This window comes from Fimbriimonas ginsengisoli Gsoil 348, from assembly GCF_000724625.1.
Classification (GTDB): domain Bacteria; phylum Armatimonadota; class Fimbriimonadia; order Fimbriimonadales; family Fimbriimonadaceae; genus Fimbriimonas; species Fimbriimonas ginsengisoli.
Window position 1 is genome coordinate 1,805,317 of the sequence record NZ_CP007139.1, and the last position, 17,632, is coordinate 1,822,948.

Sequence of the window (17,632 nt, forward strand, 5' to 3'; positions counted from 1 at the left end):
TTGATGAGATCCGTTGCACTATTTCTCGGGGGGGCCGTGTTATTCGGTTTCGCCGCTCAAACTCCGAACCTTCCCGCGCCTCTCGCCAACGACCTCGCCAAGCTCTCATCCGCGTCGAATATTAGTGTTATCTACAAGTTCCGCGTGGTGGGTGAGAGTCCGACCGAGTACAAGCTGTCACTCGGCCGGCCGAAAATGTTCAAGCTCGCCAGCGACACCGGATTCGTCCAGTCCGACGGCAAGACGCTTTACACCTACACCAAGTCGAGCAATTCGTTCACCGAGACGCCGCTGACCGACGAGGCGCTGGCCGAGTTCACGAAGAAGCCGGAAGTCTTTGCCTGGGCCGCCTTCCTCCAAAAAGAGCCCGCCAACGACATCGCCGTGGCCCGCGCCGGGACTACCCGGAACGTTGCCGGGAACGATGTAACCGAGGTCGAAGTGACCATGAAGAAAGGGGGCATCGTCAGCACCCTGTACTTGGACAAAAAGCTGGGCATCGCCCGCGGCTACGCCCTTAAGCAGGGAGACAAGCAGTATCTTGCCGCCGCGTCCGAACTGACGGTCAAGACGGATCCCGCCGATGCCAAGCCGGAGAGCTTCGCCTTCTCCGCTCCGGACGGTGCGAAGAAAGTCGAGCCGGCAGCGGCTGCCGCCGGAAGCTACGCCGACGTTCAAACCATCCTGAACGACAACTGCATGCCGTGCCACAGCGCGAACAACATGGCGGCCGGCATCGACCTGAGCAACTACAACGGCGTCAAAGCGGTAGTTACGCCCGGCAACGCCGCGGGAAGCCGGCTGATCATGTCACTGCACGCCTCCGGCGGCAGCCGCATGCCCAAGGGTCGAGCTCCGCTCTCCGCCGCGTCCGAGGCCACGATCGTCGCCTGGATCAACGCCGGCGCGAAAAAATAACCTGCCATCGGATCCCTCCAGACGCGCCGTCTGGAGGGTCCAGCCCGCCTCCACGTGGCACGTGCGGCCCCGCCCGTGGGTCTCAGGGGCGGCCCGCCCCTGATTAGCCTGACCTAAATTCTACGGACCTCGGGGCGAACGTACGTCCGCTATCTTTCCGACGTAAACCCAGGTTGCTGGGGGTCGTCGGGGGATTGCCGGAGGTAGAAGACGTGGAAACCCATCTCCTCCGCGAGCGCCCCCGCTCGACGGATGAACTCCTCCACCCGCTCCGTCGCGACTTCGGAGTCGGGCGTTTGCTGCGAGACCGAGCCGTGGATGGTGAAGATGAAGTTCTGCATAGCCGAGGTTCGGAGAAGAGTATAGAGAGGCGCAATAAAACCGGACCCTAGACAAGGGCATTTCGGAGCAAACTAGGCTCGCAAGAAATGAAAGCAACGTCGCTAGGAGACATGTTCCGCAGCACCGCCGCCCGGCTACCCGATAAGGTGGCCATGCTCGTTCCCGAAAAGAGCGAATTCCGGCCGGTGTTATACGGGGAGTTGTTCGACACCGCCCGGCACTACGCCGCCGCTCTCCGTTCCCGTGGCATCCGGCGAGGAGACAAGGTCTGCCTCATCAGCGAGAATTGCGCCGAGTGGGCGTTTACCGATTGGGCCTGTCAATGCCTCGGAATCATTCTCGTTCCGATCTATCCGACCTTGCCCGCCGACCAAGCCGAATACATCGTGCGCGATTGCGATGCCAAGCTGATCGTCGCCGGCAATGCGGAGCAAATGGCGAAGGTGGCTTGTATCCAAGGCGTCGAGTCCATCGTGCTCAAAGGCGAGGATAGCCTCGACCTCCTCGCCAAAACCCAAGACATTGAGCCCGACGAATTCAACCGCGAGATCGACTCCACCAAGCCGGAAGACCTCTGCACGATCATCTACACGAGCGGTACCACCGGTTTGCCGAAGGGTGCCATGATGCCGCACCGGGCGTTTGTCCACGTTTGCGAGTGCGCGCAACGGACCCTGCCGCTGGGGCAGACCGACACCTTCCTCACGTTCCTTCCGATGAGCCACGTCTACGAGCGGGTAGCCGGCCAGTTCCTACCGATCTGCCTCGGCGCGAGCATTGGCTACGCTAAGAGCCTCGCTTCCTTGGCTGGCGACATGCTCAAGGTTCGTCCGACCGTCATGCTGTGCGTCCCTCGCTTCCTCGAGTCGTTCCGTGAGAAGGCGCTCGAAGGAATCGCTAAGATGCCGCCGGTCCGGCAGAAGCTCTTTCACCTGGCAATGGCGCAAGGAATCGCCCGAGCAAAGGGAAAATTCGCCCCTCTCGCCGGCCTGCTCGACCACCTCGTGATGGGGAAGCTCCGAGAAAAAGTCGGCGGCCGGATGCGATTCTTCGTTTCCGGAGGCGCCGCCCTCGCTCCCAGAGTTGCCGAGTTCTACATGGGAACCGGGCTGACGGTCCTCCAGGGATACGGCCTCACCGAGACCGCCGGCGGTACCTGCATCAACCATCCCGATCGCAACAAGTATTGGACCGTCGGCGAACCGCTGGACGTCGAGATCCGCATCGCGGAAGACGGCGAGATCCTGATTCGCGGCGCTGGAAACATGCTCGGCTACTACAACTTGCCGGAGGAGACCGCGGCGGCGATCGACGCCGACGGCTGGTTCCACACCGGCGATATCGGAGAGTTCGAGGGCAAGAGCCTTAAGATCACCGACCGGAAAAAGGACTTGATAGTATTGGGGAACGGCAAGAACGTCGCCCCCCAACCGATCGAGAACAAGCTTCGCAACTCCCGGTTTATTCAGGAGGCGGTGGTGCTGGGAGACGGGCTCGAGGCGTGTATCGCCCTCATCGTTCCGAACGCGGAGACCGTCGGACCCGAGCTACATTTACCGGAAGGAACGAAGCTGTCCGAAAGCCCCGAAGTGAGAGGTCTCATTAAGCGCGAGATCGATGCCGTCAACAAGACGGGAGCGAACTTCGAAGCGGTAAAGAAGTTTGCCCTTCTCGACCATCCGTTCACCATCGAAGGAGGAGAAATCACTCCCACTCTTAAGGTCAAGCGAAAAGTTGTAAAGGAAAAGTACGCCAAAGAGATCGCGTCGCTGAAGTTATAGGCGCGTATACTAAGTTCAACCGGAATCAATCCGGCAAATGGCGGAAGGGAATGCGGACCCGTCGCGACGCGGCGGCGACGTTCGGTGCAAGGGAGGGCAAGAGCCGAACCCGCCAGCCACGGAGGGCTAGTACATATGTTGGTGCTCACGCGAAAAATCGGTCAGAGCATCGTGATCGGCGACGAAATCGAGGTGGTAGTTCTCGAAGTCCGAGGCGAGCAGGTGCGAATCGGCATCCGCGCGCCCAAGTCGGTCTCGGTTCACCGCAAAGAGATTTACGAACAGATACAAGACGGCACAGAAGGCGGCCCCTCGGCCGACACCGCCTAGGATTTTCATGTCAAACGATCGGGGAGAACGGGTCGCCCTTATCGTCCGCACCGCGTGTCTCCTATTCGCGACGGCCGTGAGTGTAGGGTTCTTGCTCGCCGATCACCGGGAGTACCGCCAGCTTCGCGATTATGCCGTCTTGCTGGGCCCGATCGCTTCGGCGACCCTCATCTTCATTGCCGTCTCGTTGGCAAGGCCGAACCTGCACGCCCCGGGGCGTCTCGTCTTTCCGCTTACCATCACGTTACCGGTCGTCTTCGTCCTTCTCGTGCGAGTGTCCGTGGTCCTATGGACGAGCCCGGAGGGGTCCGCCTTTCGCGCCTCCGACGCCCTACTTCCCGCCCTGGCGTGGACCCACCCGTTGCGGCTGGCCGTTTTGGCATTGACGCAATGCGCCGTCCTGACGGCGTTCGGCTCCTTTTGGCCGGCGAAAAGCGAGCCGGCAGACTAGGCGAGCAGCTTTACAAGTTCCATCGGGTCGAACGGTTTCGTCAGATACAGGTCGGCGCCGCTGTTGTAGCCGTCGAACACGTCTTGGTCTTGCGCCTTCACCGTGAGAATGATCACGGGAATATCCTTCGTGCCGGGATCCTTTCGCACCCGCCGAAGCACTTCCAGGCCGTCCATGTACGGCATCATCACATCCATGATGACCACGTCCGGTTCGAACGTCCGGATCTTCTCGAGCCCTTCGCGCCCGTCGAAAGCAGTCTCGACTTCATAACCCTCGCGTTCGAGGTTGATCTGGATCAGGCGGACGATCGGCTTCTCGTCGTCGCAGACGAGGATTTTTCGAGGACGTTCACGTCCCTCCCCTGCCGCCGTTTTCGGCCACAGAGACCCGGGCGGCCGCTCACGTTGTTCGGCCGGTTCCACATACAACATGGTACGCGGTTTTTGGAAGTGATTCCGCAAAAGGCCTACGGGACCCCTATAACGTTAGATTCACCTTCGAAGCATTGTGACGAGCTCCATCGGGTTGAACGGTTTGGTGAGGTACATGTCTGCGCCATAGTGATAGCCCTCGAACACGGTCTTGTCCTGTGCGTTTGCCGTAAGCATGATCACCGGAAGGTTCTCCGTTTCTGGGTCCTGACGGATGTTCTTCAGGACCTCGAAACCGTCCATGTGCGGCATCATCACATCCAATATGCAAAGGTCGGGTTTGTCGTGTCGGATCTTTTCGAGAGCCTCTTTACCGTCAAACGCAGTGATTACCACGTGCCCCTGACGCTCCAGGTTCACCTGGATCAGGCGCACAATGTGGCGCTCGTCGTCGCAGACAAGCACCTTGATCGGAGGCTGAGCCCCGTGCATTCCGCTTCCTATCGCGGTAGGCGGCCAACCGGGTGGCCTCTGTCGACTTCCGGCGGGCTCCATGCCCTCATGGTACGTCGGAACTCCGTCACTCGCGCCAATCGGCGACGAAGATGTTGGTCTCGTGTGGTTCGGTTCCGTACCGGTTGGAGGCGAAAACGATCCGTTTTCCGTCGCGGGTGAACATTGGGAAGCCGTCGAAATCTTTCGAATGGGTGATCCGCTGGAGACCCGTTCCATCGACGTTGATCATGAATATGTCGAACTCGCGCCCCTTCGGGTCGCCGTAGTTCGAGCTGAACACGATCCGCTTTCCGTCCGGATGCATAAACGGCGCGAAAGACGCGCACGAGAGGTGGGTGACCTGGCGCTTGTTCGTCCCGTCCGGGTCCATCACCCAGATCTCCAGCTTGGTCGGCCGGATCAAGTGCTCGCGCAGAAGCTCCTCGTAATCCTGGACCTGCTTCTGGTCGGAGAACTCGTCGCGGCGATAGACGACTTTCTTCGAATCCCAGCTAACGAACGGACCTCCATCGTATCCCTTCTCATGGGTAAGGCGCTGGATGTGGCCCCCGTTCAGATCGGACCGGTAAATTTCGAGATCCCCGTCGACATCGCTGGTCCAGACCATGTACCGCCCGTTCGGCGCGATGGTCGTCTCAGCGACGTAACTTCCCGGCTTCACCACCACCGGAGTGAACGGCCGCGGCGAGATATCTTTTGCCGGCGTCCGGTACATGGCGTAGTCCGGATTGATCGCCCACACGTACCCTTTGCTCATGTCGACCGGCTTCTGCGGCCCTTCGTTTCGCGCATGGGTCGAGGAGAAAAAGATCTCCTTCCCATTAGGCGTGAAGTAAGAGCAGGTACACCGTCCTTTCCCGGTGCTGATCAGCCGCTTATCCGATCCATCGGCGTTCATCGAGAAGATCTGCTCGTCGGGATATTTGTCACCGGGAACCCGCGCTTGGTAGACCAGATGCTTTCCATCCTTGCTCCAATACGCCTCCGCATTCTGCCCGCCGAACGTGAGCTGCCGCACATTGGCCAAATGCGTTTCCCCTTCCACCGCCGCTACCGGTCGCGAGTCGGGGACGTTCTGCCCCATCGGCAGGCACGCAAGGGTAAGCAACGTCGTCAGCATTGGCGATTAGTGTGAGCCACCCTGCCCATTGGTTCAGGTGCCGAAGTTGACGATTTCAGGCTGGCGGTAATGCTACGGTCGGGCTAGACTAGCAATTGGTGCGCTCAAACCCATGCTGACCCCCTTGATCCTGGCCATGCTCAGTCACGCCTTACCGGCGTCCCAACGTCCACCTACCGACGCCGCGGTCGAGCGGCGGGTTGAAGAGATCCTCGGCAAGATGACGGTCGAAGAAAAGATCGACTACATCGGCGGCTATCGGGGATTCTATACGCAGCCGATTGCCCGCCTCGGACTCGACCCTTATAAGATGTCAGACGGCCCGGCCGGAGTGCGGAACTACGGCCCCGATACCGCCTACACCTCGCCCGTTACGATGGCGGCGAGTTGGGATCCCGAACTGGCGCGGCGAGTCGGCCGGTCGTTCGGCCTCGACGCCCGACAGCGAGGCGTCCATATCGTTCTGGCTCCCGGCGTCAACATCAACCGGGTCCCGATGAACGGCCGCAACTTCGAGTACCTGGGCGAAGACCCGTACCTGGCATCGCAGCTCGTCGCCCCTTGGATCCAGGGAATCCAGGGCGAGGGGGTGATCGCCACCGTCAAGCATTACGCCGCGAACAGCCAAGAGCACGGCCGGTGGAACTACTCCATGGACGTAGACGAGCGCACCCTGCGAGAAATCTATTTCCCCGCATTCGAGGCGGCCGTCAAGAAGGGCAAGGTTTGGAGCGTCATGTGCGCCTACAACCTCCTCAACGGAGTGTACTGCTCGGAAAATAAGTGGCTTCTCGACGACGTATTGAAGAAAGATTGGGGGTTCCAGGGGTTCGTGATGAGCGACTGGGGCGCGGTGCACAGCTCCATCCCGGTCGCGAACGGAGGCCTCGACCTGGAAATGCCGGGACCGCAGTTCCTTAACCGACGCACTCTCACCCCCGCCCTGCAAGACGGAACCGTGTCCCAAGCGACGATCGACGACAAAGTTCGCCGGATGCTGCGCGCCTTCGTTTCCATGGGATTCCTCGACCGCAAACAGGAGCGCCCCGAGTTGCCCGCCGAGAGTCCGGAAGGGGCCGAAACCACCTACCAGGAAGCCAAGGAAGGAATGGTTCTGCTCAAGAACGACCACAACATCCTCCCGTTCGACGCTCGAAAAGTCAAGAAGATCGCCGTCATCGGGCCAAACGGCCACCCCGCTGTTTGGGGCGGCGGCGGCAGCGCGTTCACGACCCCGTTCCGTGCGATCAGCGTCCGCGACGCCATCGCCGCGGCGGTGCCGGGGGCGACGGTTACCTTCGCACCGGGAATGGTCGCTTCTTCCTCCGAGTCGTTCGGCACCGCTCGCTTCCAGACAGAATCGGGGGCGAACGGCCTAACCGCCGAATACTTCAACAACAAGAACCTGGAAGGCACGCCACAGGTGACGCGAATAGATCGACGCGTGAACGCCCATTACGAGAATGCCCCCGCCCCGGGAATCGAGCGAACCAATTTCTCGGTGCGATGGACCGGAACGTTCACCGTTCCCGAAACCGGCGATTACGAGATCGTCGCCCGCGGGGATGACGGATTCCGAGTCTGGATCGACGGCAAAAAGGTGATCGACGAGTGGCGGGACCAAGCCGCTTTCGACGCGATGGCCACCCTGCATTTTGCAGCCGATTCCACTCACTCCGTGAAGATGGAGTACTACCAAGGCGAAGGTGACGCCGAGATCCATCTCGGCTGGCGAAAGGTTTCCGGGCGGTCGATCGACGAAGCGGTCAACGCCGCCAAAGACGCGGACGCCGTCGTGGTCTCCGTCGGCTTCAATCCCCGCTTGGAAGGAGAGGGGGACGACCGGACGTTCCGGCTTCCGAAGGGGCAGGACGACCTCATTAAGCGCGTCGCCGCCGTGAACCGAAACGTGGTGGTCGTGTTGAACGCCGGCGCCTCGGTCGACACCACGAGGTGGCTGGATAAGGTGCCCGGGTTCGTCCAAGCGTGGTATCCCGGCCAAGACGGCAACCGGGCGCTGGCCGCGATCCTCTTCGGCAAGGAGAACCCGAGCGGGAAGCTGCCCATATCCTTCGACCGCCGGTGGGAGTATTCGGCCGCCTACGGCAATTATCCCGGCGATCCAGAAAAGCGGGTGAAGTACGCCGAAGGGATCTTCGTCGGCTACCGCCATTACGACGCCTCCAAGTACAAGCCGCTCTACCCATTCGGATTCGGCTTGTCTTACACGACGTACGGGTATTCGAACCTAACCGTGACCCCGATGCGGTCGCACGAGCCTCAGGTGCGGGTCGAGTTCGACGTCCGCAACACCGGCAAGCGAACCGGCGACGAGATCGCCCAGGTGTACGTGCGGGCTCCGAAAGGAAGCGTCCCCCGGCCGGTTAAGGAGCTCAAGGGTTTCTCGCGGGTGCGGGCGATCCGCCCGGGCGCATCGAAGCACGTCGTGGTAACCCTCGACTCGCGCGCCTTCGCCTACTGGGACGTAGCGAAGAAGGATTGGGTGGTTCCGCACGGCGAATATCGAATCCTCGTAGGCGGCTCGTCGCAAAACCTGCCCCTCTCCGGTTCGGTTCGCCTGTAAATGGAGAGGGTCCTCGTCGAGGTCGTCGCCTGCACCGCCGATGACGCGGTGCGGGCGGAGGCAGTGGGGGCCGACCGGATCGAATTGGTCTCCGCGATCTCCGAAGGCGGCCTCACCCCTTCTATCGGCGCACTCGCCGAAACCAAGGCGCGCTGCCGCCTGCCTATCATGGCGATGCTCCGCCCGAGAGGCGGCGGCTTCGTCTACACCGACGCCGAGTTCCAGACGATCCTCCGCGACGCGGAAGCTCTCTTAGCGGCAGGAGCCGACGGCCTAGTCGTCGGAATCCTCGCCGACCGCGGCATCGACGAGGACCGCATCCGGCGCTTCGTCCAGATCGCCGGTGTTCAACCGGTAACCTTCCACCGCGCATTCGACCTACTCCCCGATCCCTTTGCCGCTCTATCGCGACTTCGAGATCTCGGAGTGGCTAGGGTGCTAACGCGTGGTGGTCTTTCCAGCATCAATCCCGCTCGGCTCCGGCAGTACGCCGAGCATGCCCAGGTAATCCAACTCCTCGCCTGCGGCGGCATCCGTGCCGCCAACGTGTCCTCCGTCGTCGCCGAGTCCGGCGCTGCCCAAATCCACCTCGGCCCATTCATCCCGAAGCGCGATCCGGTCTTCTACAATCCAGCCGACCCAACTCTAGTCGAGCACTTGACGTTGGATGATGAGGAAGTGAGAAGAGTAGTGAGAGCCATCCAGCCCGTATAGACTGCGGTGACCTGTCACCGCTTTTTCCTCAGCGAGCCTGCGAGCGTTGCTCATAAAGAAAGCAGGGTTCATCGGCTGGGAGCCGATGCTACGAGTTCGATTCCTCCCACCGCTCGCAGGCTCGCTACTTAAAGCGGTGACAGGTCACCGCAGTCTATAGGGGTTGAGACCTTTCTCGGATCGTGATCCTGGAAATGTGGTGGTCGGACTCTTTCCTCAGCACCACGTCCGCGTACTCCTGGGTCGGCGCTATATTTTCCCGAAGATTGACGAGGTTCACCTCCCGCCAGACGCCGCGGGCGCGGTCGAGGAATTCGTCGGTCGCCATCTGGCGGAACTGCCAGTAAAACGAATCCGGCTCCGCCCGCTCGCGTAAACCGAGGAGACGCGCCAAGAACCACTGCTCGACCACCTCTTCGTCCGCATCCAAGTAGATCGCCAAGTCGATCGACGCCGGATCGTAGAAGGCGGCGACCCCTTCGAAGATCACCATGCCCGGATTCTCCAAACTCCGCCCGCCCCCTTCCACAACGTCGTAGGTTTCGTGGGAGTAAACGGGCGCGTTGGCAGCTTTACCGGCCCGCAGATCGGCGAGAAACCGGTGCATCTTCGCCCGGTCGTAGCTCCGAGGGAACCCCTTCAGGTGCATGATCCCCTGCGCTTCCAGCACCCGAGTGGGATAGAGAAACCCATCCGTCGAGACGATCTCGACCGGGCCTATCGCCTCTGAAATCAGTTGCTGCATCACCCGGCAGAAAGTCGTCTTGCCGACCGCCACACTCCCAGTGACGCCGATCACGAACGGACGCCGCTCCTCGATTATCCGCAGCAGCGGAAGGAAAACCTCCACCACCTCCTCCCGAGGCGCCAGCTCTACTTCCCCTCCTAACGCCGAAGAGTGCGATGCCAGCGCCGCCCATTCCGCGCGAGAGTACGTGACCACGAAGACCTAGCCTACCGCTCCCGTTCACAATTGGCGACGTGAAGCAAGGCCTTCGGTTCTGGCCCCTGGTGGCGGCAATCTACTTCTGCGTCTGCGGGGGACCGTACGGGCTGGAAGAGGTCGTCAAGAGCGGCCCCGGAATGGCGATCTTCCTCATCCTCCTCATGCCCCTGGTGTGGGCGATTCCCGCCGCCTTGATGACCGCCGAGTTGACCAGCGCGATCCCGGCCGAGGGTGGTTACTACGTCTGGGTCCGGCGGGCGATGGGGCCGTTCTGGGGCTTCCTTTGCGGATGGTGGACCTGGGTTTACACCTGGGTAGACGTAGCGATCTATCCGGTGATGTTCGCCACCTACGTCCAAACTTTGCTCCGCCTCTTTGGCTACGGAGCCGCTTTCGACGACCGCCCATGGCTCCGCTGGGGCGTCGGAATGGCAATCATCGTTCCGCTCACCTGGCTTAACATCCGGGGCGTAAAGGTGGTCGGCAAGACGGCGGTCGGATTCTTCGCGCTGCTGCTGATTCCATTCGTCATCCTCGTCGCGCTCGGCCTTCCCGCCTTCCTGTCCCATCCCGAAACCGCCATTACTCCGCGGTACGTGGGCAAGTCCGCCTACGAGGCGTTCACCGCCGGACTGTTCCTCGTGATGTGGAACTACTTGGGATGGGATTCCATGTCGACCATCGCGGGCGAAGTGGAAGATCCGAAAAAGGCGTTCCCGCGAGCGCTCGCTCTCGGCGTTCCTTTGGTGACGCTGACCTACCTCATCCCGGTCCTCGTCGGCCTCGCCTTCCTCCGCGATCCGGCCGCATGGACGGAGGGCGCCTGGACGGAGGTGGCCCGGCGAATCGGCGGATCTCCGCTTGCCATCGCAGTGGCGTTCGGAGGCATTATCTCGGCCGCCGGCCTGTTCTCGTCGACCTTGCTCGCCGGGTCTCGGGTCCCGTTCGTCATCGCCGAAGACAACGTTCTGCCTCGCGCGCTGACTCGAGTTCACTCCCGCTACGGCACCCCCTGGGTAGCCATCCTGGTTAGCGCCGTTTTCTATTCCGTCTTCAGCTTCGGCAAGCTCTCCGATCTGGCCGAAGTCGACGTAGTCATCTACTCCGCCGGGCTGTTTCTAGAAACGATCGCGCTCCTCGTGTTGCGGTACCGGGAGCCCGAGCTTCCGCGGCCGTACCGAATCCCCGGCGGTTGGCCCGGCGTCATCGTCCTCGCCTTGGCGCCCAAGGTGATCCTCGTCGCGGCGATCGTCGCCCAGGTTCAAGGGGAGGATGGAAGAAAAACCCTCCTTGTAACCGCCGTCGCCCTCCTAAGCGGCCCCGTCGTGTGGTACTCGCGGAAACTCACTCATATGAAAATTGCCCGAGCGTCCGAGCCATAGGCTCGGACGCTCGGGCAATTTTCATCAACTCACTTTCCGTTGACGCGGCCTTCTTTGCCGACCACCGGGATGGTGGCTCGCTTCTTCTTCGGAGGCATCTTCTTCAGCTCCTCCTGCAGGTACTTGATCGCCGCGTCGAGCTGAGGATCCTCGCCCTTGGCGACTAGATCCGGCCGGGCGTCGACCTCGATGTCCGGCGAGATGCCGGTGTTCTCGGCGATGATCTCCCCCGTCGTCCGATCGTAGATCGCGAACTCCGGAGCGGTGATACTGCCGCCGTCCACCAGCGGTGCGCCGCCGGAGATTCCGATGAGGCCGCCCCAAGTGCGGGTGCCGATCAGCGGACCGAGCTTCGACTGGCGGAACATCCACGGGAAGAAGTCGCCGCCCGAGCCGGCGTAGCCGTTGATCAGCAACGCCTTCGGCCCTTCGATCGCTACCGCGTCGCCGGTGTCGCTCGCATTGCGGTTCTGAATCCCCGCCCGCATCTTGCGGCCGAGCGTGTCCACGAACCACGGCTGGATAAATCCGCCGCCGTTCCATCGCTCATCCACCACCACCGCATCCTTGTCGGTCTGCGAATAGTAGCCGCGAATCAGCTCGACGGCGCCTTCGGTGGCAGTGTTCGGGATGTGCATGTAACCGATACGTCCGCCGGACATCTTGTCGACGTACCGGCGATTCTCCTCCGCCCACGAGATGTAGCGGAGGTTCGCCTCGCTCGCGATCGGCCGGACCCGAATCTTGCGAGCTCCTTCCACGTTCGGGGTGGAGTTAACCGTCAGCGTGACGTACTTCCCGATCTTGTCGAGCAGGAGCGAATCCGGGTGGATCGTCGCATCGAGCGGCTTACCGTCGATCGCGAGAAGGTAGTCACCCTCGTTGACATTCACGCCCGGCTCACCGAGCGGACCACGGCGCGACTCTTCGAAGTTCTCGCCCCGGTAGATCTTCTTGAACCGAACCTTGCCGTTGAAGGTTTCGTAGTCGACTCCGAGATTGCCAACCGGAATTGGCGTGGGACCCGGGCCCATGTCGCCGCCCTGCACGTATGAGTGGCCCGTTCCGAGCTCGCCGATCATCAGCCCCAGCACGTAGCTGAGATCGCTGCGGTGATTGACGAACGGGAGGTACTGAGCGTAGTGCTCACCCACCGACCGCCAGTTCAAGCCCCGGTAGTTCGGATCGTAGTAGTTGTCGCGAGTGAAGCGCCAAGCCTCCCAGAAGATCTGCTTCCACTCGTCGCGCGGATTGATAACCGCTTGAATCCCGCTCGTATCCACTCGACCCGCGCCCGGAGTCAGACCCGGTCGAACGTCGACGATGCCCAGAACGCCGCCGAGACCGGCGTAGGCCATCTTCGTGCGCGTTGGATTCATGTCGAATGCGCCGAGGAAGCCCGCCATGATCGGGGTGCTGTCGCGCGATTGAAGGTCGAACCGGAAGAGGGTCCCGCCGGTGGCGTAGAAAACGCCGTTGCCGGCACCGATCATCGCGCCGTAGTTGCCGGGGCCCATCGGCAGCGGCAGCGCCCGGTCGGAGATCCCGTCCCAGTCGATTCGGACGCCCGGGGCGCTGGGCGCCGTCGCCGATGGCGGCGCCGGGCGGGTGGCCGCCGGCGCGATCTGCTCCGGTTCTTCCTCGTTAGGCACCGTCAGCGGATTGCCGAGGTCCTTGGTGAGGGGAAGCACGTAAACCCGCTCCGCGTCCTGAACCTTGAGACTGAATTCGTACTGCCCGTAGGTGGGGTTAAAGCTTCGAGCCGAAGTGAAGTAGAGATACTTGCCGCTCAGGTCCCACGTAACGCCCGTGTCGGAGTAGTGCCCCTCGTTCACCTTGTGCACAGAGCCGTCGGTCGTGTCGATGATCGTCACCACGCCCATCAGGTTGGGACCGGAATTGATCAACGCGACGTACCGGCTGTCGGGCGAGAACTCCGCCCCGCCAAAGCCATACTCCGCCTTCAACAGCTTCGTCAGCTTCTTGGTGGCAATATCCACCATCCAAAGCTCGTTCGCTTCCGTCGTGATCAGCAGCTTCTTGCTGTCCGGCGAGTAGGTCAAGCCGTTCATCGACAGCCCGCTGTTGGTCGTAAGCTGCGTTGCCGTTCCACCAAGCTGAGGCTGGGTGTACACCTCGTAGTTGCCGGTAGCGTCGCTGATGTAGGCGATAGTGTGTCCATCCGGCGACCAGTTCGGATGTCGCTCGCGCGCTCCGGACGTATTGGTGATGTTCCGGGTGTCCCCCTGTTTGGGAACCGAGAAAAGCTCGCCCCTCGCTTCCACCGCCACGCGAGTACCGGTAGGCGAGATCGAGAAGGAACTTATCTGGTTCCCAAGCGAACGCAGATACGGGCGAGCGGACAGATTCTCGCTCGCGATCTTCGGCGTCAGCTTTTTGATAGCGCCGTTGTCCAAGTCGTAGGTGAAAAGGTAGCCATCCCGCTCGAATACGATCGACTGACCGTCGGTGCTCGGAAACTTGATATCCTCGTCGGTGTAGTTCGTAAGCTGAGTGGTCTTTTTGCTTCCCAGCTCGTACTTGTACAGGTTTAGAGTCCCCTGGTTCCGGTCGCTGATGAAGTAGACCGCGTTCTTCGCCACCATCGGGAAGTAGCTCTGCTCCCGGCCCTGCGCCAGTTCGGAGTAGAGATTGGTCCTGAAGTTGTAAATTGAAATCCGGCCCTGAGTGCCGCCCCGATACCGGCGCCAGTTGAAGTTGTAACTGTTCGTCCGGTTGTAGGCGATCTGGTCGCCGCCAGGGAAGAACGAGGCTTCGGCCGCTTCGATGATCGGCGTGCGGATCGGAAGCCCTCCGCGCGGATCGACGTACCACAGCCGCTGCTGGCGATTCGTGAAGCTGCCTGCGGCAGAGACATAGGCGATCTTGCCGTCAGGCGTCCAGCCGACGACGTTGTCCGTCTCCGGCTCGTAAGTGAGCCGTTTGGGCTCGCCACCTTCGATCGGAATCGCGAAGACGTCGGAGTTCCCCTCGTACTGGCCGGTGAACGCGACCCACTGTCCGTCCGGAGAGATCCGGGCCCGGGTCTCCAACCCTGGGCTACTGGTAAGGCGGCGGGCAAGCCCGCCTTCGGTCTTGGCGACCCAGAGATCGCCCGCATAAGTAAAGACGACGGTATCGCCGTGAATCGATGGAAAACGCATTAGCCGCGGGTCGACGGTGGCCTGCTGCTGGCCCGTAATCGTCAGCATCGCCGCTGAAAGAAGAATAAGACTCAAGCGTGATCCCTCCTAGGAGTGCTTAACACTAAGTATGCCGCTTCTCACCCCAGAAGTTAACTGGTAGCGTCGGCTCCCAACCGATGAACGGAACCCCTAAAGGCTAGAAGACGTGACGGCACAATCCGATCATTTTCTAACCGAAAGCACCGCCGCCTCCATAATCCGGAAATTCGCCAAGGTCGATCGATCGACCGTACGTGTGAGGAAGAAATAGAGCGCGTTGTTTCCGTCGACGGCCACGTATTGATACCCCTCGGAAGGCTTTGCGGAGCGATCTTTACCTTTGAAGTAAGTCCGAAGGAATTCCAAGCCACCTACATCGCGGACTTCCGTCTGGCCCATGTGACCGTTTCGCAGGTGCCGCAAGAGACCTTGTAGGGTCTCTTGGGAGATTTCCTCCCGCGACTCGTGTGGAACTCCCGCCGGCATCTTTAGGACCATTAACATGAGCGCTGGGCTGCCCAAACCTCGGTGGTGCGGCTCCATCCAAGAATATGTGGTCGATCCATCCGAACCGATTTCCTTGCTGAGTAGATAACCTTTCGGTGGCCGAATCTTATACTCATCCAGCAACACTGGCGGTCCCAACTTCGCCATTGCCGCCTTTTCGACCTTCCATGTAAGGGGACCGTTTTGGGAGAGTATCAGCGCCGATATTGCAGTGGTAACGATCGCAAGCACGACCACAAGTGTAGTGGATCGGGCTTCTCCGGCCGGCTCTTCTTTGCGAGTAAGCCCCTATTTCCGAAACGACAAAATCGCCGCTTCCGACAACTTAAGCGCCTGGCGCGATTCGGGTACGACGTCTTGGCTCCAGATCTCCACCACGTGGCCGTTATCGATCGCCACGTATTGAATCCCCTCCATCTTTCGGGAAACCTCCGAGGCGGTGCCGGTCCAGGCGATCCGGACGAACTTCAGACCCCCGATCGTCCCCGTTTGGGGGCGACTCTGGTGAAAATTGGTTCTGCGGCGTTGAACTCCACCGATGAACTGTTCCGCGATTTGCAGTACCGTAGACGTAGTGCCGCTCGGAATCGGAGCGATGGCAAGCATGAGCATCGGGCTCGTTCCGTCCGGCCGGGGCGCTCCGGTCCATGCGTAAGCCATCGAGCCCCCCGGGCCAGCTTGAGAACGAGTCTGGTACCCCTTGGGGGGTCGGATCCGGTAACCGCCCACCTTCACCTCCGAAGCCAGGCGCTTCACCATGGCCGGGTCCGGTTTCCAAATCGCGGCCTGACCGGGAGCCAGGGCAACCAAAGATCCCACAAAGAAAAGGGCGCTAAAGCGATTCACGGTTCTAGTTTAACTTGCCTCGCGTTAACGTCCAAACACCGCGATCGTTCCGAAGATGAGGGCGATTGCCGCAAGGACGATCCACATGATCGTCCACGACCGAGGGTTCTCCCCGACCACGGCTCCAAAATCCTCAATCGGCGTTCGCGGGACGTTGGCGTAGTGACCCATGCCGCGCGCAAAAGCGAGGCGTTCCCGCGCAAGCGGGAGCAAGGCCTGCAGTTCCTCAATCGGAGCTCCGGAAAGGCGCGCAGCCTCCTGCAAAGCAATCGGCGCCTCGTCGCGGTGGCCGAGAGTCGCGTGGAGGGCGATCGCCACCTCCGCTTCCCGCAAGCTCGCCCGTTTCAAGCTCGTCGTAAGCGCCGCCGGGAGGACGGTTCGTACCTCTTTTAACAGAATCGCCGCCTCCATCTGGTCGACGTCCATGATCTCCGCCATCGCGGCGAGCGGGACGGAGTCGGCGAGCTCCCGCCGTCTGAGACGCCAAAGCATCTCCGCCACCCGCACATCCTCCACCAGGACTTTCATGAAGCGATCAGCACCGATAACAGGGTGGAGGGAGCCGTAAGCACCACCCAAGTCTAATAGAATCCGGCCCTGACGGTCTATGCCTGCATCAAGGCGCATCGGCCGGGAGCCGATGCGCCTTGATGCCGGTCTGGGGACGGGCGGTCCGTGCGTTAGGACAGATAACCGGTGCTAGCGCTGGCAGTCATTTTCAGGAAGTCGCGCATGAAATTCAGCACTTGGCGCGGATTCTCCTCGAGGGCGAAGTGCCCGGCGTCTTTGAGGGTGTGAACCTCCGCGAGGGGGAACTCGTGCCAGATCCTGTTGAGCGTCTTTTCCCCAAACGTCGGGTCCTTCATTCCCCAGAGGAGCATCATCTGCTTCCCGAGCAACACCTCGCGGCAACTCCAGATCTCGTTGAACCAGGCGCTCGATTCGATCAGGTGCTTGGCCAAGGCAAAGGTGCCGTGGCGGTCCTCTTTTCGGAGGAACGGGCCGAAGTAGGCGTTCTGGATCTCCTCGGTGTACTTGTCCCGGTCTACGAAAAGCGGCTTGATCATCTTCGGCCCCGACAAGGAGCTCAAGTAGAGGAACTTGCCGAGCGGCCCCACCGCCATCTTTCCGATCTTCTCGGCCGCCGGTTCCTTGGAGACATCTCCCACCCAGGTGTTCAGCAACACGATTCGCTTGATTCGCTCCGGGTGGTCGACGGCGTATCCCATGCCGATCGGACCGCCGAAGTCGTGAATCACCAGGGTGATGTCGTGAAGGTCCAATTCGTCGATGAGCTTGCCGAGGTTTCGGGTAAGCGCCCCCGGCGAGTAAGAGAAGTCGGCCGGTTTTTCCGACAAGCCGAACCCGATGTGGTCCGGCGCGACGCACCGGTACCCGTCCGCCGAAAGGTCGCGAATGAGATGGCGGAACAGATACGACCATGTCGGAGTGCCGTGGACGAACACGATAGGCTCTCCCTGCCCCTGGTCCACATAGTGCATTCGGCCGCCCTCGACCTGAAGATAATTCGGGGTGAACGGGTAGGAGTGGCGGTTAAGCCACTGAGCGTCCTGGCGGTCGGCGGTAGCAATCATGGCGTGAATCCTCTAAGAAGTTAGAGGCCCCTCTAACCCGG

The 17,632-nt window shown here is 61.2% G+C and carries 17 protein-coding genes; 7 read left to right on the plus strand and 10 right to left on the minus strand.

Annotated features, from left to right (window positions below; translation table 11 throughout):
* Positions 1-3 precede the first annotated feature (3 nt).
* Positions 4-918: a c-type cytochrome domain-containing protein gene (locus OP10G_RS08255; RefSeq protein ID WP_025226363.1), complete on the plus strand. Its 915-nt coding sequence runs from the start codon at positions 4-6 to the stop codon at positions 916-918.
* A 149-nt stretch (positions 919-1,067) separates the two neighbouring features.
* Here the strand turns inward: OP10G_RS08255 and OP10G_RS08260 are convergent, their stop codons facing one another.
* Complete coding sequence (locus tag OP10G_RS08260; protein ID WP_025226362.1) at positions 1,068-1,259, minus strand: hypothetical protein; 192 nt, start codon at positions 1,257-1,259, stop codon at positions 1,068-1,070.
* Positions 1,260-1,346: 87 nt separating this feature from the next.
* Here OP10G_RS08260 and OP10G_RS08265 point away from each other — a divergent pair, with 87 nt between their 5' ends.
* From OP10G_RS08265 to OP10G_RS08275, 3 genes are all read left to right on the plus strand, one after another.
* A complete protein-coding gene (locus OP10G_RS08265) occupies positions 1,347-3,041 on the plus strand; it encodes an AMP-dependent synthetase/ligase (RefSeq protein ID WP_025226361.1) in 1,695 nt (564 codons plus the stop codon).
* Between the two features lie 135 nt (positions 3,042-3,176).
* On the plus strand, positions 3,177-3,371 hold the full coding sequence (csrA, locus tag OP10G_RS08270; protein WP_025226360.1) for a carbon storage regulator CsrA: 195 nt from the start codon (positions 3,177-3,179) through the stop codon (positions 3,369-3,371).
* A 7-nt stretch (positions 3,372-3,378) separates the two neighbouring features.
* Positions 3,379-3,822, plus strand: a complete 444-nt coding sequence (locus OP10G_RS08275) for a hypothetical protein (protein WP_025226359.1) — start codon at positions 3,379-3,381, stop codon at positions 3,820-3,822.
* Here OP10G_RS08275 and OP10G_RS08280 read toward each other — a convergent pair.
* The 3 genes from OP10G_RS08280 to OP10G_RS08290 all read right to left on the minus strand — a co-directional run bounded on the left by OP10G_RS08280 (position 3,819) and on the right by OP10G_RS08290 (position 5,832).
* On the minus strand, positions 3,819-4,247 hold the full coding sequence (locus tag OP10G_RS08280) for a response regulator transcription factor (RefSeq protein WP_227625088.1): 429 nt from the start codon (positions 4,245-4,247) through the stop codon (positions 3,819-3,821). The two genes, OP10G_RS08275 and OP10G_RS08280, sit on opposite strands and share 4 nt — an antisense overlap.
* Positions 4,248-4,316: 69 nt before the next feature.
* Positions 4,317-4,751 (minus strand): response regulator transcription factor, encoded by a 435-nt coding sequence (locus OP10G_RS08285; protein ID WP_227625089.1) that lies wholly within the window; start codon positions 4,749-4,751, stop codon positions 4,317-4,319.
* Positions 4,752-4,776: 25 nt separating this feature from the next.
* Positions 4,777-5,832 (minus strand): TolB family protein, encoded by a 1,056-nt coding sequence (locus tag OP10G_RS08290; protein WP_025226356.1) that lies wholly within the window; start codon positions 5,830-5,832, stop codon positions 4,777-4,779.
* Between the two features lie 112 nt (positions 5,833-5,944).
* Between OP10G_RS08290 and OP10G_RS08295 the strand changes: the two genes are divergently transcribed.
* Together OP10G_RS08295 and OP10G_RS08300 are read left to right on the plus strand one after the other, a co-directional pair.
* Complete coding sequence (locus OP10G_RS08295; protein WP_025226355.1) at positions 5,945-8,416, plus strand: glycoside hydrolase family 3 C-terminal domain-containing protein; 2,472 nt, start codon at positions 5,945-5,947, stop codon at positions 8,414-8,416.
* A complete protein-coding gene (locus OP10G_RS08300; protein WP_025226354.1) occupies positions 8,417-9,130 on the plus strand; it encodes a copper homeostasis protein CutC in 714 nt (237 codons plus the stop codon).
* A gap of 154 nt (positions 9,131-9,284) precedes the next feature.
* On the opposite strand, the gene OP10G_RS08305 is transcribed toward OP10G_RS08300, so the two are convergent.
* Entirely contained in the window at positions 9,285-10,073 is a 789-nt protein-coding gene (locus OP10G_RS08305) for a type I pantothenate kinase (RefSeq protein WP_025226353.1), read from the minus strand.
* A 38-nt stretch (positions 10,074-10,111) separates the two neighbouring features.
* On the opposite strand from OP10G_RS08305, the gene OP10G_RS08310 reads away from it, so the two are divergent.
* Positions 10,112-11,458 carry an APC family permease gene (locus tag OP10G_RS08310; RefSeq protein WP_025226352.1) on the plus strand — a complete coding sequence of 449 codons (1,347 nt, stop codon included), beginning with the start codon at positions 10,112-10,114 and terminating at the stop codon, positions 11,456-11,458.
* A 29-nt stretch (positions 11,459-11,487) separates the two neighbouring features.
* On the opposite strand, the gene OP10G_RS08315 is transcribed toward OP10G_RS08310, so the two are convergent.
* From OP10G_RS08315 to OP10G_RS08335, 5 genes are all read right to left on the minus strand, one after another.
* Positions 11,488-14,697 (minus strand): S41 family peptidase, encoded by a 3,210-nt coding sequence (locus tag OP10G_RS08315; RefSeq protein WP_144241056.1) that lies wholly within the window; start codon positions 14,695-14,697, stop codon positions 11,488-11,490.
* A gap of 129 nt (positions 14,698-14,826) precedes the next feature.
* Entirely contained in the window at positions 14,827-15,381 is a 555-nt protein-coding gene (locus OP10G_RS08320; protein WP_144241057.1) for a hypothetical protein, read from the minus strand.
* Positions 15,382-15,438: 57 nt separating this feature from the next.
* Positions 15,439-15,996 (minus strand): hypothetical protein, encoded by a 558-nt coding sequence (locus OP10G_RS08325; RefSeq protein ID WP_025226349.1) that lies wholly within the window; start codon positions 15,994-15,996, stop codon positions 15,439-15,441.
* A 24-nt stretch (positions 15,997-16,020) separates the two neighbouring features.
* Positions 16,021-16,524: a hypothetical protein gene (locus tag OP10G_RS08330; protein WP_025226348.1), complete on the minus strand. Its 504-nt coding sequence runs from the start codon at positions 16,522-16,524 to the stop codon at positions 16,021-16,023.
* A 152-nt stretch (positions 16,525-16,676) separates the two neighbouring features.
* The gene (locus tag OP10G_RS08335) at positions 16,677-17,591 is read right to left on the minus strand and encodes an alpha/beta fold hydrolase (protein WP_025226347.1); all 915 of its coding nucleotides are present in this window, start codon (positions 17,589-17,591) and stop codon (positions 16,677-16,679) included.
* Between the last annotated feature and the right edge of the window lie 41 nt (positions 17,592-17,632).